This is a genomic window from Paenalcaligenes hominis (assembly GCF_041359055.1).
Classification (GTDB): Bacteria; Pseudomonadota; Gammaproteobacteria; order Burkholderiales; family Burkholderiaceae_B; genus Paenalcaligenes; species Paenalcaligenes hominis_A.
The window spans coordinates 107,237-127,233 of sequence record NZ_JBGJKZ010000004.1 but is presented as its reverse complement, the minus strand read 5'-3'; the positions used below and the strand labels follow the sequence as shown (position 1 = coordinate 127,233).

Here is a 19,997-nt window from a genome sequence, read left to right as displayed (position 1 = left end):
AAAAAGGTGGGCATAAAAAGTGCTGATACAACTAAATCAACGGGAAAGGAGGTCATATTATGAAAAAACCACAAGAAAACTACCCTGGGCCACGCAATATAGCCGAAGAACCCTCTTTTATATCGGAATGGGAACAAGAACCAACTCGTGTGCAGCCCGAAGCCATGCAAGTAGATATTGGAGCAGATCGTGAACTTTATCGCCAAGTGCAGTCGGTGCTAGAACGACAACCTATGCCCATTACTAACTGTCAAATCGAAGTAAAAAATGGGCGTGTTAAGTTAAGCGGCGTCGGTACCGATTTAGAAAGTATTAAGCAAATTGAGTACGCCATTCGCGCCTTGCCAGACGTGTTGCAGCTCCAATGCGACTTACGTATTAGCTAGCTTTAACCAATGCGTTAACAAATGGCGTATCGCCTCGGGCGATGGCACTTTGTATTGTGCGCAGGTGATGGGCGAATTACCTACATGAATACTCAGCCCGCCTTGGGTGTTTGTCCACGCAAAAGCAGGCTCGTCCGTTGTATCGTCGCCAATCATAATGGGTAATCTATTTTGAAAGGGTGGGGTGAGTAATAGCTGAGCAATAGCTGTAGCTTTGTTAAAATAGGCCTGCCTAAGTTCCCATACCTCTTTGCCCCCTACCACCACGTATTCAGTATAGGTTTCTATTAATTGATTAAGAAACTGATAAATAGCCGTTTTTTGATGGGGTTGCGCTCGATAATGAATGGCTATGCTGTGTGATTTGGGTTCTACTCGCACCCCCTCTTTGTTGTGACACCACGCTGTGCAGGCGTAGCTAAGGTGTTGATGACGCTCGGTATCAATAGGCGCATCCCATTGCAGTGTGGGCTCTGGTAGCATCATGGTGGCACCATGGCATCCAATTAAAGGTAATTCAAGCCTTCCACAAAGGGTTTCTAAGCTTTGTTGGTCACGACCTGAAACTAAACAAAGCGCTTTACCTGTGGCCTCATAAAGCGCAGCAAGTAGATGGCTTAGCTCGTCATCAAAATACACCGCCTCGGGGGTGGGGGCTAAAGGAACCAGCGTGCCGTCCACATCTAACAAGAGGGCAGCATGAGCAAGAGAAATAGAAAAAAGCATTATTGTCCTGCTTGACCTGTAACAGGTAAAACTGCACCGGTTATGTAACTAGAGCACACGAGGCTAGCTAAAAACACATAGGCTGGGGCGAGTTCTTCAGGTTGAGCTGGGCGACCAAATAGAGTGTTTTTACCAAAGTCTTTGATTTCTTCCGCTGGTCGATCCGCTGGATTTAGAGGGGTCCACACGGGTCCAGGAGCCACGGCATTAACGCGTATGCCTTGAGGGGCTAAATTACTGGCTAATGAGTAGGTAAAGGAGTTAATTGCTCCTTTGGTGCTGGAGTAATCAATAAGTTCAGCGTTGCCAGCAAACGCAGTCACTGAGCTGGTATTAATAATGCAATCTCCTGCTTGCAAAAAGGGCAATACAGCCTGAGTCATGTTGAAGTAACCATAAATATTGGTTTTAAAGGTTTCATCCCAACGACTAGGGTTTATATCGAGCAAAGACGGTGCATGTTCTTGAAAAGCGGCATTGTTAACCAGCACATTAATTTTGCCAAAGTGATCTACAATTTGTGTCACCGCTTGACGACAAAATTCGTGATCCTTGACGTCGCCACTTAAAGCAAAACACGATTGTCCTTCGGCCTCGATGGCTTTCTGGGTTTTTAAAGCATCCTCATCTTCACACAAATAAATAATTGCCACATCCGCTCCTTCGCGTGCAAAAAGCACCGCGACCGCACGCCCAATACCTGAATCGCCACCGGTAATAAGGGCGACTTTGCCTTCTAGTTTTTGGCTGCCTTGATAGGCGTCAGCCTCATAATGAGGAGCAGGGGTTAATTTTTTTTCTGAGCCGGGTTTGGCTTGATGTTGAGGGGGCAAAGGCGGGGTAGGGTAGTCCGAGCCAGGTCGAGAAGGGCTATGCGTTACTGGTTCGGGCTGAGGGTTTTGTTGATCTTTTTGATCTTGCTGCTCTTGAATATGTCTTTGTTTCTGCACTGTTTTTTCAGAATTTGGCATGCTTAGCTCCAAAGAAAAAACCTGATGACCAGAAGGGAATGGGGAGGAGGGAGGCGGCCATCAGGCTATAGACGATGCGTTTATATCAAGGGGGGCCAAATCTTAACGGTTGTCATTGCGATGAGAAGCTTGCCCACCTTTGGATCCGGCTTCACGCGCCTCTTGCGAGTCAAACTCATGGGCAGTGCCTTTTTCATGGGCTGCTTTGCCACCCTTAGAGCCAGCTTCACGTGCTTCTTCCGACGTAAATTCATGCGCGGTACCCTTCTCATGAGCTGCCCGACCTCCTTCGGCAGCGATTTCACGTTGGCGTTCTGAATCCATGGATGCAAAGCCACGTTTGTCGGTGTGATCATGGTGGCGTTGATCCTGATTGCTGTGCTGTTTGTCATCTTTATTCGGCATGGTATTTCTCCAATAAAAAACAGAATAAAAAGTACTGCTTAGGTATGGAGTGGGTAGCAGATAGTGTGCCTAGTTTGAGCAGAAGTGATTATGCACATGGCTTGCTCTACATCTAGGGAACTCACTGTATTAGGAGGCTGTGGTGCATACTGTTTTCTTATTTTCGCTATTTGTTTTATTAGTTGGGGTGGTAGCCGTTTATGTGGGGCATACGGTAGGTGTGAAGTTGCTCAAACGGTTAGGGCGGCATCAACCCTTCTTTTCAGCTTTTGTTAGACAGGGTTTTCATGTCACGCGTTGGCTGCTTTGGTTTGTTTGGTTCAGGGTGTGGTTTGCCGGAATTGGGTTGACGGCGCATTGGGCAAAGGTGGTGGCTTTGATATTGATGGTAGGGGTAATTGTATTGGTAACACTTACTTTAATGGCGATGGTGGAGGCCGTTGCCACGGTGGTGGTGCAATCAAACCCCTTAACGGAAAAAAACAACCTTAAAGCGCGCCGTATTTATACCCAAACACGCGTTCTGGCGCGCAGCACTCATTTAATTCTAAGTTTGTTAGGACTTGCTTTTGTATTATTAATCTTACCCGGAGCCAAACAAATAGGAACAAGTTTATTGGCTTCTGCTGGAGTGGCTGGTTTAGTAGCGGGTATGGCTGCTAGGCCGGTAGTGGGAAACTTTATAGCGGGGTTGCAGCTTGCTTTTACTCAGCCCATACGTATTGATGATGTGGTGATTATTGAGGGCGAGTGGGGGCGCATCGAAGAAATTACCGCAACCTATGTGATAGTCAAAGTCTGGGATGAAAGACGATTAATTGTGCCGCTACAATGGTTTGTGGAAAATGTATTTCAGAATTGGACTCATCACACCGCTGAACTCATTGGCACCGTATTTTTATGGTTGGATTATCAAGCCGACTTGGAGTCACTGGAAACCGAGTTCAAGCGGTTATGTGCAAGCAACTCGTTGTGGGATCAGCGTGTAGCAGTGATGCAAATTACTGAAACCAATGAATGGGGCATGCAATTGCGTTTTTTAGTGAGTGCCAGCGATTCGGGGCAATTATTTGATCTGCGTTGCGCGGTAAGAGCGGGGTTGATTAGCTATTTAGCACAACATCAACCCCAAGTTTTTGTCCGTTTACGAACAGAAGCAGAGCCTAGTTTTGCAACGAAGGTGTCGTCTCAGCCCCCACCGTATTCAGATCATTAAGAAAGCATGCACACCAGCGTTCTAAGTTAAATTCCTCCAAGTGCGCCATTAAGGCTTGATGGCGCGCTTGGCGTTCCGCAAGTGACATACTCAGGGCGCGATAAAGAGCCTGAGCAGTGCCTTCTGTATCGTAAGGGTTGACGAGTAAAGCTCCTTCTTGGAGCTCACTTGCTGCCCCGGTGAATTCAGATAACACTAATACCCCTGGGTCAGCAGCATCTTGGGCTGCCACATATTCTTTAGCGACTAGGTTCATACCGTCACGCAGTGGAGCAATAAAACCTACATGGGATTTACGAAAAATACTCATCAATATAATGGGGGCTACTGCTCTATTTAAGTAAATCAGAGGGGCCCAATTAAAACTGGCATGTCTGCCATTAATTTGTCCGGCTAAGCTTTCTAATTCATTTTGCTGTTGTTGATAACTTTCAATGCCTTCGCGTGTAGAAGGCGCAATTTGTAAATAGTTCACGCTTTCTTTAAGTGTGGGATAGTGCTCAAGCAGCGTATTAAAACTTTCAAAACGTTTAGGAAGCCCTTTGCTATAGTCCAAACGATCTGCACTCACAATTAATTGACCGTCGCCCAGTAGTGGGTAATCTGACGATTCAGAGCCAAAGGGGGTGGGCATAGTAGCCATTGTTTGGATCAGTTTGGGCGCAATGCTGATCGGATAGGACTTAATCAGCGTTGTACGGTTTTTATGGGTGATTTTTCCTTCATCTGCGCTTAGTCCCAGCACCTTGGTCAGACTGGCTGATAGGTTGAGAAAGTCGGGTGTGGACTGTAAACCAACCACTTCGTAATCCAGTAAATAGGGCAGCCATGATTGGTGACGAGGGATAGTGGCTAACAAATCTGCGTTAGGAAAAGGGGTGTGCAAAAAGAAGCCAGTACGCTGCTCTAGGCCCAATTGACGACAATAGTGTGCCAAAGGAATGAGGTGGTAATCATGCACCCACACAATATCATCGGGTTGAAGTATAGCGTGTAAATAGTGCGCAATTTGCTCATTGACTGCTAAGTACTGTTGATACTCATGGCTATGAAAAGTCATAAGATCAATACGCTGATGAAAAGCAGGCCATAAACAATTGTTGGCATAACCACAATAAAATTGTTGGTGTTGTTCGGGGGTTAAGCTGAAGGTTATCGTTGAGTAGTGATCGCGGTCCTCAGTATGCAGTTTGGTGCATAGCTGAGCACTTTGCTCTCCACTCCAGCCTAACCAAACACCTTTTTGTTGATGTGCATTAAGCATGCACTCAATCGCTACAGCAAGGCCCCCTGTTGCTATGTTTTTTTGTTGTGCAACGCGGAGTGAAACAACAATAATTCTGCTCATGGCGCACTCTCTAGGTTAATGGAAAAAATACGGCTTTTATTATTTACCTAGACCATAAAGCAGGTACTGTGCCTAATTTATAGCATTGTTGGTTGACGGCGTTCTCTAGAACTTGGAATAGCTAATTGTTGGCGGTATTTAGTCACAGTACGTTTAGCAATATTAATTTCTTCGCGCGTCAGCCGTTGGTGAAGTTGCACATCAGATAAAGGAGCATGGCTCGGCTCTTCATCAATATATTGTTTTATTTTGGCTTTAACCATGCGGGTCGAGCAGCTGCCCCCAAAGCTCATACTCAAATCCCTAGAGAAAAAATGCCTGAAGCTAAATACTCCGTTTGGGGTGCTCATGTATTTATTTGAGGTCGCCCGCGAAATAGTGGACTCGTGTAAATTGAGCTCGGCGGCAATATCACTAATTAATAAGGGGCGAATAGCCTCATCCCCGTAGTCAAAAAATAGCCGTTGTCGCTCTAGGATAATGCGCGTGACTTCACAAACCGTATGGTGGCGCTTTTCTACACTTTCGACTAACCACTGAGCTTGTTGCCATTCTTGGTGCAGAGGATGGTCTTTGCTAGGTTTGCTATCTTTTAAAAGCTGTTCGTAATTTTTATTAATTTTTATTTTAGGAAAGGCATAAAAGTTGGGCACGATATGCCATTCGTTGTTTTGCTTATAAATAAAGACATCAGGCACCAAATGTTGGTGGTTGGTGGCACTAAATTGACGACCTGGTTTAGGATCTAACTGCCGCAAATAAGTGCAACAAGCTTTCAAGGTACTTTCGTCAATTTGTAACTGTTTTTGTAAGAGCTCATAGTGCCCTTCTGCTAGCAGCTCGAGTCCAGAATCAATCAGTCGGAGTAGTGGCGTATAAAGCGAAGTTAACGCATCTGCATTGGAATTGACTTGCAGCCGAAGACATTCTGCTAAATCGCGGGCTGCTACTCCAGTGGGCGCAATGCTCTGCACACGTTTTAGTGCCTCTTCCCACTCTGTTGCTGAAACGGGCTCATCAATATAGTCAGGTAATAACTCGGTAAAAGGTTTGCGTATATAGCCGTTCTCATCTAAGGCATCAACAATAAATATACATAAAGAGTATTGGCGTGCATCTGGACGAGCTGTAGCTAAAAGCTTTAAAAGATGCGCTTGAAGATCTTCACTTTGTTCAATATTCAGTAAAGGGTCAAGGTCTTCACGAATGGGCGCAGAAGGGTAGGACTCTGAATGAAAACGTTCACCCTCTTGAATATGAATTTCCTCTGTTTCTTCTTCGGCTTCATGCAAAAAAGGATTTTGATCTAAATGCGAACGAATTAAGTGTTGGAAGGCAGGGGCCGCTAATTGCAGAATTTGATTTGACTGTTGTAAGCGCGGCGACAACTGTTGTTGGGTTTGCAAGCGGTGTTGCAAGGTTAACGTCATGATGGCTCCTTAACGCATAAGTAAAATCAGAAGGCTTTAATTAATGAGGTATTCGGCTCATAGCGTAGTGGTGTGAAAAGAGTGGCTAAGCATACATAGATGGCTTAGGGGTTAATTCATAATAAGGCCAAAGCAGCTGTAACAGCAGTAAGTAAGGGTAATTAAGCTAGAGCAAAATGGTCTTCGTACCAAGATCATACGACTTTAATTCTTAGCAATTATTGAGCCTAAACAATCAGTGTTGTAGTGCCTTAGGTATGAAAATTGCTAAAAATGAAATTAAAGGGAGTTTTCTTACTGATGATGTGCTTTGAAAGCAAAAGGAGTGGCTATGTATTTACGAGGATTTGCTATTGCTGGCTTTGTTGGAGTCGCCTTATGCCTAATAACCATGAAAGCCAGTCAGGCTAATGAATTATCGATGAGTGATCGTAGTTTTTTAAAAAACGCGGCTCAAGCGGGACACTTTGAAATAGAGAGTGCTAACGAGGCCTTAGCACGTAGCCAAGACAAACAGGTACAAGACTTCGCACGCATGATGTTGCAAGAGCATGAGCGGATGGATAAAGAGTTAAGCGAGCTAGCTCTTGCTAAAGAGCAAGTCTTACCGACTTCAGCCAGTGTAATGCAGCAAGGGAAGGTGCTGCTATTAAAAGGCAAAGAAGGTCATGAGTTTGATCAGTATTATGCTGAGCATTTGGGTATTAAGGCCCACGAGGACACGATTGAACTTTTTGAAGACCAAGCCCAAAACGGGGATGACAAAGAGATAGCGGGTTTTGCGCAAGACGTATTGCCCATCTTAAAGCAACACCTTCAACATGCCCAGAGTTTAAAAAACCATGTAGACTCCACTAAACCTTGAGTGTAGTTCTTAAACATAAGTTTGGCATTAAAAAAGGGAGGCCTGGCCTCCCTAAATACATGAGCGCCCAAAGATTTAATCCAAACGTAATTGCTTAAAGAAGGCTTTGGTGGCGTTTATTTCTGAACCAGAGTTGGGATAGGCTACTAGCACCCATTTACCCTCTGCGACGGCCTGCTTGGCAGGTTCAATTACACCATTACGACTTGGTTTATAAGCGATAAAGCAACCTGCCAGTATTCCAATTAATAAAAATACACACACGGAACCGAGCAAAGCGGTGGGGGCTTCGTGTACAAAAACTGGCATACCCATGGCATAAAATACCCACCAAAATAAGGCACCGGCGGCAACACTGATTACAACAGACCAAAGATGGACAGCAATAGCGGCTTGACCCATGTATGAAAATTCGTCTTTTAGTTTGGATTCCACATGAGGGTCGTGAGGCTCGATAAGCGCTACACGTGTATTATCACCAGAAAAAAGGGCAGCAACATGTTGAAGTGCTTGTTCTGCTGCTTGAGCATTAGTAAAGATGCCCATTGTTTCGCGAGCAGAGCGTACATTTTTTCTTTTGTCCATGGAAAACTCCTAATAGCAGAGGTGATGCAAGTCTGGTTAGATTTGAGTCTACCAAGGACACATGCAAAGAAAATGCCAAAATGGCATTTGTTTGATGCAAAGCAAAATCGTGCTAATTAGGTGTAAATACTTGTTAAACGATTGATTTGAATCAGATCGTTATTTGTATTTCTATGGGAGATTGGGCGCAAGCTCTTAGTGTAGAGCAAGGCAAATTGAATATTTGAATATAAAAAAGCCCCATCCTAAGATGAGGCTTTTTTAAGTATATGGCGCGGCTGGCAGGATTCGAACCCACGACCCCTTGGTTCGTAGCCAAGTACTCTATCCAACTGAGCTACAGCCGCTGAAAGAAATAGAACTATAACATTGTTTTTAAATCATGTCAACTATTTTTTGAAATAACTTAAAAAGTTTTTGTTCTTATTGCGAAATGTTCGTGGTACAAGTCACAATATCTACGCGCAGTGTGCAGGTTTTTCCTGTGTGTTGCTGCGTAAAAAAACTAGTATAGCACCATTCTGGAGAAAAGGGTGAATAATTTAAAAAAAGTGACCCACATCGCTGACTTTCAACGTTTGGCACGACGCCGTGTGCCTAAAATGTTTTATGACTACGCCGATTCAGGCTCTTGGACTGAAAGTACCTATAGAGCAAATGAGTCCGATTTTCAGCGTTTACAATTTAAACAGCGTGTGGCTGTCAATATTGAGCATCGTTCGATTCAATCTCAAATGCTTGGCGTACCGGTATCCATGCCAATCGCTCTGGCACCCACTGGTTTAACTGGTATGCAGCATGCGGATGGGGAAATGTTGGCTGCGCAGGCGGCTAAAAATGTCGGAGTACCATTTACGCTTTCTACGATGAGTATTTGCTCTTTAGAGGATGTTGCTGCATATACGCGCGCTCCTTTTTGGTTTCAACTGTATGTGATGCGTGATCGCAGTTTCATGGAAGCACTTATTGATCGAGCTAAAGCTGCGAATTGTTCAGCCTTGGTGCTTACGTTGGATTTACAAGTCTTAGGTCAACGTCATAAAGACATTAAAAATGGTTTGACCACACCGCCCAAGCCTACTTTAAAAAACATACTGAATTTAGCGACTAAGCCTTATTGGTGTTCTCAAATGATTAAAACGCCGCGTCGTACCTTTGGCAATATTGTTGGGCATGCCAAGGGGGTAAGTGATGTGAGTTCTTTGTCAATTTGGACGGCCGAGCAATTTGATCCCACCCTTTGTTGGGATGATGTGGAGTGGATCAAGAAACGTTGGGGAGGAAAACTGATACTGAAAGGTATTATGGAGCCTGAAGATGCTCAGTTAGCCGTGGATGCAGGGGCTGACGCCATTGTGGTTTCTAACCATGGTGGACGTCAACTGGATGGGGCCCCGTCTTCTATCGCGGCTTTACCTGCGATTGTGGCCGCAGTCCAAGGCAAAACAGAAATTTATCTTGATGGTGGTGTGCGTGGTGGGCAAGATGTATTACGTGCATTAGCACTTGGGGCTCAGGGTGTGATGATTGGTCGTGCTTTTTTATATGCGTTAGGTGCGGCTGGACAGGCAGGTGTAGAGCGTTGTTTAGAAATTATGGCAAATGAGTTGAACGTCAGCATGGCGTTATGTGGCCGTCGTCATTTGGCCGAGGTAGACCGCACTGTGCTGCGTAATCCTGATATTTTTGATTAAGCTTTAAAAAAGCCCCACTCTGATTAAACTGATGCTAAGACGCTATTTACCTACCTAAGCGCTTGGGTCAGCGTAGATTCAAAGTGGGGTTTTTATTAGCCATGTAGTTTTTTTGCGGTTTGTGCAATGAGCTGTCCTTGGAAGCGGGCACCATCTAATTCTGTTTGACTTGGTTGGCGTGAGCCATCGCCGTCAGCAATGGTACTGGCCCCATACGGCGAGCCCCCGACGACCTCATCCATACGAGTTTGCCCCGCAAAACTGTAGGGTAGGCCTACAACCACCATGCCAAAATGAAATAGGTTGTGAATGATGCTCATTAAGGTCAGTTCTTGGCCGCCATGTTGAGTGGCGGTAGACGTAAATGCGCCTCCTACTTTTCCAACTAAAGCGCCTTGGGCCCAGAGCCCACCACATTGATCTAGGAAATTAGCCATTTGTGAGCTAATACGCCCAAATCGCGTGCCAGTACCTACAATAATGGCATCGTAATGTGTGAGGTCTTGGGTGGTAGCAATAGGAGCCGCCTGATCCAGTTTATAGCCCGAGCGCTGCGCGACTTCGGGTGGCACTAACTCAGGCACTCGTTTGATATCGACCTCTGCGCCCGCTGCACGGGCCCCCTCGGCCACAGCATGTGCCATGGTTTCAATGTGTCCGTAAGCGGAGTAATACAACACCAGTACTTTTGCCATGTTTGTCTCCAGTAGTGAGAAATAAACGGAACAGCTAAGAGTAGTGTGACACTAGACTATCGGTGGGTCTAGGGTTTTTTTGTGTGTTGTTTATACTGAGCTAAAGCAGCCAGTAGAACCAAACCCCATCCACCAAGCATTAATACCCCCCCAATAGGAGTAATCATTCCTAGCCAACGTTGCCCTGATAAAACCAATAAAAACAAGCTACCAGAAAACAAAAGTGTCCCAACTAAAAGCAAGCTAAAGGCGAGATGCTGTAAACGGGCTTGTAAATAAGCATGAGCACTTGCTAAAGCGAGCAAGGCTACCGCATGAAGCGATAAGTACTGCACTGCCGTTTGCCAAACGGCCAACATATTTAAATCCACACGGCCAGCTAAAGCATGAGAGCCAAATGCTCCGGTTGCTACACTGATTAACAATAAAAAAGCCGCCATAGCGATTTGTAAAGAAGCATGCATGATATAGAGCTCGAAAAGTAAAACAGAATAAGTATGTTAGCGCGTTTACACTAGAGATGAAAAACCTATAATCATGGCTAACTTGACTCATCTTTTTAATGATACAAACGAAATATGGCCAAAAAGAAACTCTCTATTAAAAAGAAAAACGGTAAATGGGTGATTCTCTGGGGTACTCAGACTATTTCATGGCAGCAAGCCTTGGTTGTAGGGGTTGTGTCGTTGGTACTGGTCGCGTTGGGCATAGGTACTACCTCAGATTATTTGGATCTCCCTGGGGTGAACGCCCCCTCAAATTCAACCACTACCGTCAAACGACCTAAAGGGGAGTTCGTGCTTGAGGGGAGGATCACGCACGTGGCAGATGGTGATACGATTAACATCCAAGTGGCAGGTGTTCGCGAACGGGTGCGTCTGGCTAATATCGACTCCCCAGAGACGACGGGGCGTGCAGATAGACCTGGGCAGCCGTATGCCAATGAGGCGCAACAAGCCTTAGAAAGAATGGTCCTGAATAAAAACTTACGTTTACGTTGCTTTGAACAAGATCATTATGGGCGTAACGTTTGCGATATTCCTTTGCCAAATGGCAAAACAGCAAATCAGCAAATGGTTGAACAAGGCTGGGCTTGGGCTTATACGGGTAGTAACGAGCGTTATTTGCGCGATAAAAGTCTAAAGGCAGTACAAGCGCGTGCTCAACAGCAACGCATTGGTTTATGGCAGGCTAAAAAATCTCCCATCGCACCCTGGGTGTGGCGTGTTCAATGTTGGCAACAAAAGAAATGCGATTAATTCAATTTTTACTAATTTCCGCAGTGCTGTTGCTTGCGGCTTGTAGTGACAACGCTGTAAATAGCCCCTATGCGCAGGGTCAAGCCGAGCAAAATACGTTATTTACGGCGTTCACTCAACGGTCGCCCAAATACCTGGATCCGGCTAGTTCCTACTCAACTGATGAAACGCCTTTTACGTATTCTATTTATGAGCCTTTGTATGGATACCATTACTTAAAGCGACCGTATGAGCTAGAGGGGCGCACAGCACAAGAGGTAGTGCATCCGTATTACCTCGATGCAAATGGTGAGCGCTTGTCTGACGATGCGCCTAGCGAGCAAATTGCTCAAAGTGTTTACGATATTAAGTTGAAACCGGGCATACTTTTTCAGCCTCATCCTGCTTTTGCGCAAGACGAGCAACAGCAGTACCGGTATTACCCCATGCCCGCTGCTGCATTAGAGCAGGCTTATGCCATTACAGACTTCAAGCACACGGGTACGCGCGAGCTGACTGCACATGATTATGTGTATGCGCTACGTCGTTTAGCTAGTCCACGGGTGATTTCTCCAATTTACGCGTTTTTTACTGATTATATTGTTGGCTATAAGGACTACGGTGATCAGCTACGAGAGATCGCGCAGACGTTGCCTGATGACACGTGGCTTGATTTACGTGATTATGCTTTTTCTGGGGTTGAAGCATTGGATGATCACACCTTACGTATCCGTATACAGGGTAAATATCCCCAATTTTCTTATTGGTTAGCCATGACCTTTACGGCACCTATTCCTTGGGAGGCCGATCGCTTTTACCATCAACCTCAGATGGATCAGCACGATCTATCACTGAACACTTGGCCCGTCGGTACGGGCCCGTACATGTTAACCGAGTCCATTCGTAACCGCCGTCATGTGTTAACACGTAACCCCAACTTTAGGGGCGAGCCTTACCCCTGCGAGGGCGAGCCAGACGACGAAGCGGTGGGTTTATTGGTTGATTGCGGTAAACCGACTCCTTTTATTGATCAGGTGGTGTTTACCTTAGAAAAGGAGTCTGTGCCGTTATTAGGCAAATTTTTGCAAGGGTACTACGATATTCCCCAAGTGGAGCGTGGTGACTATGGCGTAGCCATGACTGTGGCTGCGGAAGACTCGCCTGACAAGGCAGCGCTTTATAAAGAGCGTGGGTTAGATTTGCGCACACTGGCTGAGTCGCAGCTATATTATTTTGGTTTTAACTGGCTTGATCCTGTGGTGGGTGCGGGTGATACGCCCGAGCAGGCAGAAAAAAATCGCTATTTGCGTCAGGCCATTAGTATTGCCTTTGATTGGGAACAGTACGTAACCATTTTTCAAAATGACCAAGGGCTCGTCGCTCATAGCCCGTTGCCGCCCGGGGTACGTGGTTATGTTGCGCCTCCCGAGGGGCTAAACCCAGTGGTGTATGAGCTTAACCAAGGGTATGCACAGCGAAAAAGTATCAATCAGGCCCGCGAGCTATTAGCTAAGGCTGGCTACCCCGATGGGCGCGATGCCAAAACCGGCGCGCCGTTAATCTTATACTTTGATTCCGCTGGGGGGATGGGGGCGAGTGCTAGTCTAGATTGGATGCGTCGCCAGCTCGCCCAGCTTGGCGTGCAGCTCGAGGTCCGGGCAACAGACTACAACCGTTTTCAGGAAAAAATGCAGCGTGGGGTGGCCCAGCTGTTTATGTGGGGCTGGGTTGCGGATTATCCTGACGCCGAAAACTTTTTGTTCTTGCTCTATGGCCCTCATGCTCGTGCTCAAGGCGGAGGGGAAAATGCCACCAACTATAGCAGTGCTGAATACGATGCGTTGTTTGAAAAAATGCGCTTTTTAGACGATGGGCCAGAAAAAGACAGTGTTATTGCACAAATGGTTGCCGTGGTTCAGCGCGATGCGCCATGGATGTTTGGTTATATTCCCAATTCGGGTGGGGTGTATCAACAATGGGTGTACAACGCCAAGCCTTCGCAGATGGTACGCAATGCATTGCAGTATTTACGTATCGACCCGCAGCTGCGCGTTCAAAAACAAGCTATGTGGAATCAGCCAACTTGGTGGCCGTTGTGGGGGCTTTTATTCTTAGCGGCAGTGGGCTTAGGTTTGGTCTGGCGTACTGTTAAACAGCGCGATAAACAAACTATTCACAAGGAGCACTAATGCTGCAGTATATTTTGCGTCGCTTGGGCTATGGGGTGCTCATTTTACTTGGGGTGAATTTGTTGACCTTTGTGCTGTTTTTTACCGTGAATACCCCCGATGACATGGCTCGCTTGGCTATTGGGGGGCAACGTATTTCCACAGAGGCGATTGAGCAATGGAAAGAGCAACAGGGTTACAACAAGCCGCTGTTCATTAACCATAAGCAATCTGGCATAAAAGCCTTACAAGACACCATTTTTTATGAGCGCTCTGTGCCTTTGCTGCGTTTAGATTTTGGGTTTTCCGATAGTGGGCATGATATTGGTCATGAAATCAAAACCCGTATGGGGCCAAGTCTAGCTCTGGCTTTGCCTACTTTTATTTTAGGCTTGGCGGTATCGGTTGCTTTTGCATTGTTTTTGGTGTTTTTTAAGCACACGCGTATTGATTTTTATGGCGTAGTGCTTTGTGTGGTGCTGCTTTCTATTTCGGGGTTGTTTTATATTATTGCTGGTCAGTGGCTCTTTGCAAAAGTGCTTGCTTGGGTACCGTATTCAGGCTGGACAGCGGGTATGGACACCACACGATTCTTAATTTTGCCAGTGCTAATTGGGATTGTCTCGCGCGTAGGGGGCGAATCGCGGTTTTATCGTAGTTTGTTTTTAGAAGAGGCCAGTAAAGACTATATCCGTACTGCCCGCGCTAAAGGCTTGTCAGAGTATCAGGTGTTGTTCAAACACTTGTTGCGTAATGCCTTACTCCCTATTTTAACTGGTACTGTGACGGCAATTCCCCTGCTATTTATGGGTAGTTTGATAGCTGAATCTTTTTTTGGCATACCCGGTTTAGGTAGTTACACTATCGAGGCCATTAATGCTCAAGACTTATCCATAGTGCGTGCCATGGTGTTTCTAGGCTCTGTGTTGTATATCGTGGGGCTTATTTTGGCTGATATTTCTTATACCTTGGTTGATCCGCGGGTACGTTTTGAGTGAGTCCTATGCCTAAATTAGAAATAATGTGGACCGATGTGTTTGTCTGGTTAATGGTGGTAGTAGCCCTGATGTATGCCGTTCATGCAAGGCGTACCCCAGCGTTGCGTCAAGCATGGCGTAGCGTGTTTTATACTCCTTCGGCTATAGCATGTGCGGTGGTATTAGCTTTTTTTGTGGTGGTGGGGCTACTAGACTCTATTCACTATCGTCCAGTTTTACCAACCATAGAAGGGCAAACAGAGCAACGTTATTCACCCATTGCGCGTTCAGTATTAGACGATGTGTTGGATGTCGCACATATTGCTAAAAAAGAGCGAAGTTACTCTGCGCCATTGGCTACTCATTTGTTTTTTAAAGAAAGTGCCATTGTGGACGGGCAAGTCATACGTGATTTTCCGCCTTTAGAAAATGCTGCACACGATATTGCAAGCACTGCTGAGCATCATCGGCTGTTATGGCTGCTAGCTCTCTGGAGCCTAGTGGGCTGTGGGGTTGGGGCGTTAGTCTGGGCAATACTATGTCAGTGGGGCGCACGTCGTAGCCCAACCTTTCCTTGGCGAAGCGTGTGGTTCAGTTTAACGGCACTTACCAGTCTACTTATTATTATTGTGGTGTTTAGCCGCTTTTATTATGTGTTAGGTACAGATCGCTCGGGTAACGATGTGCTGTATTTAAGCTTTAAAAGTATTCGAACGGCGTTGGTCATAGGTACTTTAACGACCACAGCAATGTTACCACCCGCATTGGTTTTTGGCATTGCCGCTGGCTATTTCAAAGGGTGGGTGGATGATGTGATTCAGTATGTTTACACCACCTTAACCTCTATCCCAGGTGTGCTTTTGATTGCGGCGTGTGTATTAATGATGCAGGTTTATATTGATACCCATGCCGATTTGTTTGACACGGTTGCTTCTCGTGCCGACTTGCGTCTTTTGGTGCTTTGTTTAATTTTGGGGTTTACGGGGTGGTCGGGGTTATGCCGATTATTGCGTGCTGAAGTGCTTAAACTCAGAGAGCTCGAGTACGTCCAAGCCGCCAAAGCGTTTGGTGTAAGCCCTTGGGGCATTATGTGGCGTCATTTGTTGCCTAATGTGATGCATTTGGTGTTGATTACGATGGTGCTCGAGTTTTCTGGTTTAGTGTTGTATGAGGCTGTCTTGTCGTATTTAGGAATAGGGGTAGATCCTAGCATGCCTTCGTTTGGCACCATGATTGATGCAGCACGTTTAGAAATGTCTAGAGACCCAATGATTTGGTGGAACCTAGTTGGTGCTTTTTTCTTTTTACTCGCATTAGTGTTGGCGGCAAATTTGTTTGCCGATGCCGTGCAGCGAGCCTTTGATCCACGTATACGTCGTATTGAGACCAAAGGGGCGGCACATGCTTAAAGTGCTGGATTTATCACTTAAAATCGCAGGTACCAATCGTTATGCTGTGTGTGGCCTGAATTTACATCTAAAACGAGGCCAGACTTTTGCTTTGGTGGGAGAGTCGGGCAGCGGCAAAAGCATGACCGCATTAGCTATTATGCGTTTGCTGCCCGATGCGCTAGTGGTGCAGTCAGGTACAGTTGTGATGGATGGTACCGAGCTTTTTGCTTTAAGTGAAGCTCAAATGCGCTTGGTACGAGGCAATAAAATCGCCATGATTTTCCAAGAGCCTGCCACTTGTTTAAACCCTGTGTTGCGTATAGGCGATCAGCTAATGGAAAGCATGCGTTTGCATACGCAATACAACAAAGCAGAACGTCGGCAGCGCGCTATACATTGGCTAGAAAAAGTGGGTATTCCCGATCCGGCACGTCGCTTAAATGATTATCCTTTTCAGTTTTCAGGTGGGCAGCGTCAACGTATTATGATTGCGATGGCATTAGCTGTAGAGCCAGATATACTGATTGCAGATGAGCCAACCACAGCATTAGACGTAACAGTACAAGCCCAGATTCTTGATTTATTAAAAACTATGCAGCAAGACTTAGGCTTAACGGTTTTGCTCATTACCCATGATCTGGCCGTGGTGCAGCAAATGGCCGATGAGGTGGCGTTGTTGCGTCACGGAGAAATCGTATTACAAAGTACCGCATCGGCCTTTTTTAAGCAGCCTGAGCACCCTTATGCACGCCATTTGCTAGAGGTAATTCCTAGCTTTGCGCAACGTGAACATAAACACGGCTATAAATCAACAGAGCCAAGTGCATCTGCTGGTACTCCTATATTGAAAGTGCAGCACCTCGAGGTTAGTTACAAACCAAAGCGTCAGTTGTTTAAATCCAACTCAGGGGTGCCTATTGTTAAAGACCTAAGTTTTGATTTGTATTCGGGAGAGACCTTAGCTTTATTGGGTGCTTCGGGCTGTGGAAAAAGCACGGTAGCCAAAACGTTACTACGCATTATGGATGAGCAAATCCAAGTCAGTGGGCAAGCCCTACTAGATGGCACCGATTTATTAAATAGCCGTGGGACTCAGCTCGCTCAGCAACGCCGCAAGATTCAAATTGTGTTTCAGGACCCTTTCGCCTCATTAAATCCACGGATGATGGTGGGCGATATATTAGCTGAGGGCTTAAAAAGTCTGCAGCCTCATTGGTCTGAGGCGCAGCGGCAAAAACGCATTAAGGAACTTTTAGAACTAACAGCCATGCCTGCAGACAGTACTAAACGCTATGCGCATGAGTTCTCAGGTGGGCAGCGCCAGCGTATTGCTATTGCCAGAGCGCTTGCTGTAGCGCCCCAAGTATTAATTTGTGATGAGCCCACCTCAGCGTTAGATGTTTCCGTTCAGGCTCAGATACTAGACCTGCTTATTCAGCTGCAAAAAGAAACGGGGCTGGCCTATCTATTTATTACGCATAATTTTAGTGTTGTAGAGTATTTGGCCGATCGTGTTGCGGTGATGGATAAGGGTAAAATAGTTGAAATGGGTACGGCACAGCAGGTGTTATTGCAGCCGCAGCAAAGCGTAACACAGCTGCTATTGAATTCCGTTCCGCGTTTATCTCTTGAAGCGATGAAGTAATTACTATGGCATTAAAAGTGTTTGATTTGGCTTGTGCAGTGGGTCATGTGTTTGAGGGTTGGTTTCGTTCTCGTGACGATTACGAAAAGCAAGCGCAAGCGGGATGGGTGGAATGCCCCGTATGCGGCAGCACCGATATTCATAAACAGCTCTCTGCTCCACGTTTAAATTTACGACATGGCGTAGGAAGCAGAGCGCCTAGCGCAGCTGCGCCCAGCCATGCCTCTTCTGCTCCCGATTCAGCGCCCAGCTTAGACGCCATGCAAGCACAGCTATTTAAGCACATCAAACAAGCCATTCGTAATACTGACAATGTGGGCGATGAATTTGCTGAAGAGGTCAGAAAGATTCATGACGGCCAAGCCCCTGATCGTGCGATTAGAGGGTCTGCTACGCATGAAGAGTACGAGGCTTTGCGCGAAGATGGAATAGAAGTGATGCCTATTCCTGATTTCTTAGACGATGACAAACTGAATTAAAAAACCGCCTTAACCTCTGCGAAAGCAGGAGTTAGGCGGTTTGGATCGCGTTGCTAGAATTAGTTAGCGCGGCTGCGGTATTCGTTAGTGCGTGTGTCGATTTCGATGTTGTCACCGATTTCGCAGAACATAGGCACAGAAACAATATGACCTGTGGCTAAGCGTGCGGGCTTCATGACTTTACCTGAGGTATCGCCGCGAACCGCAGGTTCAGTGTATTCGATTTGGCGCACAATCACAGTAGGTAGCTCAACAGAAATAGCGCGACCATCGTAGAAAACCACTTCGGCTGTCATGCCGTCTTCGAGGTAGTTTAATGCATCGCCCATGTTGTCGGCTTCGATTTCGTATTGATTGTACTCTTCGTCCATGAAGACGTACATGGGGTCTGCAAAATACGAGTAGGAGCACTCTTTTTTCTCTAGCAGAACAATTTCAAATTTTTCGTCTGCTTTGTGGACCCCTTCACTAGCGCTACCAGATAGCAAGTTTTTGAATTTCAGTTTTACAACAGCGCTGTTACGGCCTGACTTATTGTATTCAGCACGTTGTACAACGAGTGGTTCACTGCCGATCATTACCACGTTACCAACGCGTAAATCCTGTGCGGTTTTCATAGATATGGAAACTCCGATGAAAGATGACTCCGCACGCAATAGGCACAATTATTGACTAACAAAAAAACCCATGCTTTTTTGTTTTTTTGCTAAAGCGGAGAGTAAAAAAGTTATTTTACCGTTTTCTGGCTTATTTGCGAACAAAAAGCGAGTAACTGTGTTGCTAAGTCGGTTTGTTGGGCCAAGGTGTGGGCGTATTGCACGCATTGCTGACGCCAGTCAGACAGATCTTTAAGTTCGGTATTGAGTTGGGCTGATGTAAGCTGACCACAATTCCAGTCCATTATTAACTTTTGGCGTGATGGGGAAAAAGGGGTAGTGCTAAGCCACGCCTGTAGTTTTTGTAAATGGTAATTGTCGTCTTGGCGATAGGGCTGCCAGATAAAGGGTTTTTGGGCCCATATGGCACGTACAAACGAGTCCTCGCCGCGTATTAGATTAAAATCCGCATAATCCAGTAACGCGTCAAACTGGGCTTGGGCTATAAAAGGCAGCCGGTGCACCGTAAGCGTAGCGGGCGGTGCAATGGGTTCTGGGGCAGAGGCCGCCAAAAGCACGCACCAGCTGTGGGGTTGGGCGGCCAAACAACGATACAGCAACTCTAAAGAGGCATGCTCATAACAAAATACAAATGCGACTCGATCTGTAGCCGGAGCTTGAATTAAACCCAAACTGTTCCAAAAGTCCTTATCAAGGAGTTCGGGGTTAGGGGTTGCGGTTGGGCGTAATAGTCCACCTGTTTTAGGCGTAAACCCGGGAAAAAAGAAATACTTCAGCACACTATTAGGCTGAGGCGAGGGTAAAGCATGGCTGCTTTCTACCCATGATTCGGCACTGAGGTATTCCAGATTAATCCAAAGGCGAGTTTGGTTTGGCATGGCCTGTTTATAGGCCAACGGTAGCTCACAAGCAAAGGCTTCAATAACAAGAGGGGCAGGCGTAGATATTTCTGCTTGCGACCAATGTAGTATATGGATTTGTTTTACGGTTTGTGAGTGACTTTGTGGATTGATCCTGGGTTCAATACGATGAAAAGCAGCGAGATCATCAACAAATAAACGTATAGAAATGCCTTGCTGTTGCAGTTGCTGAGCCAGACGCCAGCACACACCAATGTCGCCGTAGTTATCAACCACTTGGCAAAACAAATCCAGATTCATA

20 protein-coding genes and 1 tRNA gene are annotated in these 19,997 nt (G+C 46.1%); 10 read left to right on the top strand and 11 right to left on the bottom strand.

Going from position 1 to position 19,997, the window contains the following annotated elements:
• Nucleotides 1–59: 59 nt before the first annotated feature.
• The gene (locus ACBP46_RS10465; RefSeq protein WP_371016685.1) at nucleotides 60–386 is read left to right on the top strand and encodes a BON domain-containing protein; all 327 of its coding nucleotides are present in this window, start codon (nucleotides 60–62) and stop codon (nucleotides 384–386) included.
• Here the strand turns inward: ACBP46_RS10465 and otsB are convergent.
• The 3 genes from otsB to ACBP46_RS10450 all read right to left on the bottom strand — a co-directional run bounded on the left by otsB (nucleotide 372) and on the right by ACBP46_RS10450 (nucleotide 2,488).
• Nucleotides 372–1,112 carry a trehalose-phosphatase gene (gene otsB, locus ACBP46_RS10460; RefSeq protein ID WP_371016684.1) on the bottom strand — a complete coding sequence of 247 codons (741 nt, stop codon included), beginning with the start codon at nucleotides 1,110–1,112 and terminating at the stop codon, nucleotides 372–374. The two genes, ACBP46_RS10465 and otsB, sit on opposite strands and share 15 nt — an antisense overlap.
• Nucleotides 1,112–2,083, bottom strand: coding sequence for an SDR family oxidoreductase (locus ACBP46_RS10455; RefSeq protein ID WP_371016683.1), 972 nt, complete (start codon nucleotides 2,081–2,083; stop codon nucleotides 1,112–1,114). The genes otsB and ACBP46_RS10455 overlap by 1 nt, the downstream gene beginning before the upstream one ends.
• 102 nt (nucleotides 2,084–2,185) lie before the next feature.
• The gene (locus tag ACBP46_RS10450; RefSeq protein WP_371016682.1) at nucleotides 2,186–2,488 is read right to left on the bottom strand and encodes a KGG domain-containing protein; all 303 of its coding nucleotides are present in this window, start codon (nucleotides 2,486–2,488) and stop codon (nucleotides 2,186–2,188) included.
• 142 nt (nucleotides 2,489–2,630) lie between these two features.
• On the opposite strand from ACBP46_RS10450, the gene ACBP46_RS10445 reads away from it, so the two are divergent.
• Complete coding sequence (locus tag ACBP46_RS10445; protein WP_371016681.1) at nucleotides 2,631–3,704, top strand: mechanosensitive ion channel family protein; 1,074 nt, start codon at nucleotides 2,631–2,633, stop codon at nucleotides 3,702–3,704.
• On the opposite strand, the gene ACBP46_RS10440 is transcribed toward ACBP46_RS10445, so the two are convergent.
• On the bottom strand, nucleotides 3,652–5,052 hold the full coding sequence (locus tag ACBP46_RS10440; RefSeq protein ID WP_371016680.1) for an alpha,alpha-trehalose-phosphate synthase (UDP-forming): 1,401 nt from the start codon (nucleotides 5,050–5,052) through the stop codon (nucleotides 3,652–3,654). The genes ACBP46_RS10445 and ACBP46_RS10440 overlap by 53 nt on opposite strands.
• A gap of 77 nt (nucleotides 5,053–5,129) precedes the next feature.
• Nucleotides 5,130–6,482 (bottom strand): RNA polymerase factor sigma-54, encoded by a 1,353-nt coding sequence (gene rpoN, locus ACBP46_RS10435; RefSeq protein ID WP_371016679.1) that lies wholly within the window; start codon nucleotides 6,480–6,482, stop codon nucleotides 5,130–5,132.
• 331 nt (nucleotides 6,483–6,813) lie between these two features.
• Here rpoN and ACBP46_RS10430 point away from each other — a divergent pair, with 331 nt between their 5' ends.
• The gene (locus ACBP46_RS10430; RefSeq protein ID WP_371016678.1) at nucleotides 6,814–7,347 is read left to right on the top strand and encodes a DUF4142 domain-containing protein; all 534 of its coding nucleotides are present in this window, start codon (nucleotides 6,814–6,816) and stop codon (nucleotides 7,345–7,347) included.
• Between the two features lie 75 nt (nucleotides 7,348–7,422).
• Here the strand turns inward: ACBP46_RS10430 and ACBP46_RS10425 are convergent, their stop codons facing one another.
• Nucleotides 7,423–7,932, bottom strand: a complete 510-nt coding sequence (locus ACBP46_RS10425; protein ID WP_371016677.1) for a hypothetical protein — start codon at nucleotides 7,930–7,932, stop codon at nucleotides 7,423–7,425.
• A gap of 270 nt (nucleotides 7,933–8,202) precedes the next feature.
• Nucleotides 8,203–8,279 (bottom strand) — tRNA-Arg (locus tag ACBP46_RS10420).
• Nucleotides 8,280–8,465: 186 nt separating this feature from the next.
• Between ACBP46_RS10420 and ACBP46_RS10415 the strand changes: the two genes are divergently transcribed.
• Complete coding sequence (locus tag ACBP46_RS10415; RefSeq protein WP_371016676.1) at nucleotides 8,466–9,626, top strand: alpha-hydroxy acid oxidase; 1,161 nt, start codon at nucleotides 8,466–8,468, stop codon at nucleotides 9,624–9,626.
• 95 nt (nucleotides 9,627–9,721) lie between these two features.
• Here the strand turns inward: ACBP46_RS10415 and wrbA are convergent, their stop codons facing one another.
• Together wrbA and ACBP46_RS10405 are read right to left on the bottom strand one after the other, a co-directional pair.
• Entirely contained in the window at nucleotides 9,722–10,321 is a 600-nt protein-coding gene (gene wrbA, locus ACBP46_RS10410) for an NAD(P)H:quinone oxidoreductase (RefSeq protein WP_371016675.1), read from the bottom strand.
• A 68-nt stretch (nucleotides 10,322–10,389) separates the two neighbouring features.
• A complete protein-coding gene (locus ACBP46_RS10405; RefSeq protein WP_371016674.1) occupies nucleotides 10,390–10,785 on the bottom strand; it encodes a DUF423 domain-containing protein in 396 nt (131 codons plus the stop codon).
• A 114-nt stretch (nucleotides 10,786–10,899) separates the two neighbouring features.
• Here ACBP46_RS10405 and ACBP46_RS10400 point away from each other — a divergent pair, with 114 nt between their 5' ends.
• Genes ACBP46_RS10400 through ACBP46_RS10375 form a run of 6 tightly spaced genes read left to right on the top strand, consistent with a single transcriptional unit; the run spans nucleotide 10,900 to nucleotide 18,219 of the window.
• Nucleotides 10,900–11,580, top strand: a complete 681-nt coding sequence (locus ACBP46_RS10400) for a thermonuclease family protein (RefSeq protein ID WP_371016673.1) — start codon at nucleotides 10,900–10,902, stop codon at nucleotides 11,578–11,580.
• The gene (locus ACBP46_RS10395; RefSeq protein ID WP_371016672.1) at nucleotides 11,553–13,748 is read left to right on the top strand and encodes an ABC transporter substrate-binding protein; all 2,196 of its coding nucleotides are present in this window, start codon (nucleotides 11,553–11,555) and stop codon (nucleotides 13,746–13,748) included. The genes ACBP46_RS10400 and ACBP46_RS10395 overlap by 28 nt, the downstream gene beginning before the upstream one ends.
• Complete coding sequence (locus ACBP46_RS10390) at nucleotides 13,748–14,725, top strand: ABC transporter permease (protein WP_371016671.1); 978 nt, start codon at nucleotides 13,748–13,750, stop codon at nucleotides 14,723–14,725. Before ACBP46_RS10395 ends, ACBP46_RS10390 begins: the two co-directional genes overlap by 1 nt.
• Nucleotides 14,726–14,730: 5 nt before the next feature.
• Nucleotides 14,731–16,113 (top strand): ABC transporter permease, encoded by a 1,383-nt coding sequence (locus tag ACBP46_RS10385; protein ID WP_371016670.1) that lies wholly within the window; start codon nucleotides 14,731–14,733, stop codon nucleotides 16,111–16,113.
• Nucleotides 16,106–17,740, top strand: coding sequence for an ABC transporter ATP-binding protein (locus ACBP46_RS10380; protein ID WP_371016669.1), 1,635 nt, complete (start codon nucleotides 16,106–16,108; stop codon nucleotides 17,738–17,740). Before ACBP46_RS10385 ends, ACBP46_RS10380 begins: the two co-directional genes overlap by 8 nt.
• 5 nt (nucleotides 17,741–17,745) lie before the next feature.
• Nucleotides 17,746–18,219 (top strand): DUF1178 family protein, encoded by a 474-nt coding sequence (locus tag ACBP46_RS10375; RefSeq protein WP_371016668.1) that lies wholly within the window; start codon nucleotides 17,746–17,748, stop codon nucleotides 18,217–18,219.
• Between the two features lie 59 nt (nucleotides 18,220–18,278).
• Here ACBP46_RS10375 and efp read toward each other — a convergent pair whose 3' ends face one another.
• Nucleotides 18,279–18,836, bottom strand: a complete 558-nt coding sequence (gene efp, locus ACBP46_RS10370; protein WP_371016667.1) for an elongation factor P — start codon at nucleotides 18,834–18,836, stop codon at nucleotides 18,279–18,281.
• Nucleotides 18,837–18,946: 110 nt separating this feature from the next.
• Nucleotides 18,947–19,996 carry an elongation factor P maturation arginine rhamnosyltransferase EarP gene (gene earP / locus ACBP46_RS10365; RefSeq protein WP_371016666.1) on the bottom strand — a complete coding sequence of 350 codons (1,050 nt, stop codon included), beginning with the start codon at nucleotides 19,994–19,996 and terminating at the stop codon, nucleotides 18,947–18,949.
• Nucleotide 19,997 lies beyond the last annotated feature (1 nt).

Bases quoted from the DNA above. Each gene is read 5' to 3' on its own strand.
- ACBP46_RS10465 (WP_371016685.1), top strand. From the start codon at position 60: ATGAAAAAACCACAAGAAAACTACCCTGGGCCACGCAATATAGCCGAA.
- otsB (WP_371016684.1), bottom strand. From the start codon at position 1,112: ATGCTTTTTTCTATTTCTCTTGCTCATGCTGCCCTCTTGTTAGATGTG.
- ACBP46_RS10455 (WP_371016683.1), bottom strand. From the start codon at position 2,083: ATGCCAAATTCTGAAAAAACAGTGCAGAAACAAAGACATATTCAAGAG.
- ACBP46_RS10450 (WP_371016682.1), bottom strand. From the start codon at position 2,488: ATGCCGAATAAAGATGACAAACAGCACAGCAATCAGGATCAACGCCAC.
- ACBP46_RS10440 (WP_371016680.1), bottom strand. From the start codon at position 5,052: ATGAGCAGAATTATTGTTGTTTCACTCCGCGTTGCACAACAAAAAAAC.
- rpoN (WP_371016679.1), bottom strand. From the start codon at position 6,482: ATGACGTTAACCTTGCAACACCGCTTGCAAACCCAACAACAGTTGTCG.
- ACBP46_RS10430 (WP_371016678.1), top strand. From the start codon at position 6,814: ATGTATTTACGAGGATTTGCTATTGCTGGCTTTGTTGGAGTCGCCTTA.
- ACBP46_RS10425 (WP_371016677.1), bottom strand. From the start codon at position 7,932: ATGGACAAAAGAAAAAATGTACGCTCTGCTCGCGAAACAATGGGCATC.
- wrbA (WP_371016675.1), bottom strand. From the start codon at position 10,321: ATGGCAAAAGTACTGGTGTTGTATTACTCCGCTTACGGACACATTGAA.
- ACBP46_RS10405 (WP_371016674.1), bottom strand. From the start codon at position 10,785: ATGCATGCTTCTTTACAAATCGCTATGGCGGCTTTTTTATTGTTAATC.
- ACBP46_RS10400 (WP_371016673.1), top strand. From the start codon at position 10,900: ATGGCCAAAAAGAAACTCTCTATTAAAAAGAAAAACGGTAAATGGGTG.
- ACBP46_RS10395 (WP_371016672.1), top strand. From the start codon at position 11,553: ATGTTGGCAACAAAAGAAATGCGATTAATTCAATTTTTACTAATTTCC.
- ACBP46_RS10390 (WP_371016671.1), top strand. From the start codon at position 13,748: ATGCTGCAGTATATTTTGCGTCGCTTGGGCTATGGGGTGCTCATTTTA.
- ACBP46_RS10385 (WP_371016670.1), top strand. From the start codon at position 14,731: ATGCCTAAATTAGAAATAATGTGGACCGATGTGTTTGTCTGGTTAATG.
- ACBP46_RS10380 (WP_371016669.1), top strand. From the start codon at position 16,106: ATGCTTAAAGTGCTGGATTTATCACTTAAAATCGCAGGTACCAATCGT.
- ACBP46_RS10375 (WP_371016668.1), top strand. From the start codon at position 17,746: ATGGCATTAAAAGTGTTTGATTTGGCTTGTGCAGTGGGTCATGTGTTT.
- efp (WP_371016667.1), bottom strand. From the start codon at position 18,836: ATGAAAACCGCACAGGATTTACGCGTTGGTAACGTGGTAATGATCGGC.
- earP (WP_371016666.1), bottom strand. From the start codon at position 19,996: ATGAATCTGGATTTGTTTTGCCAAGTGGTTGATAACTACGGCGACATT.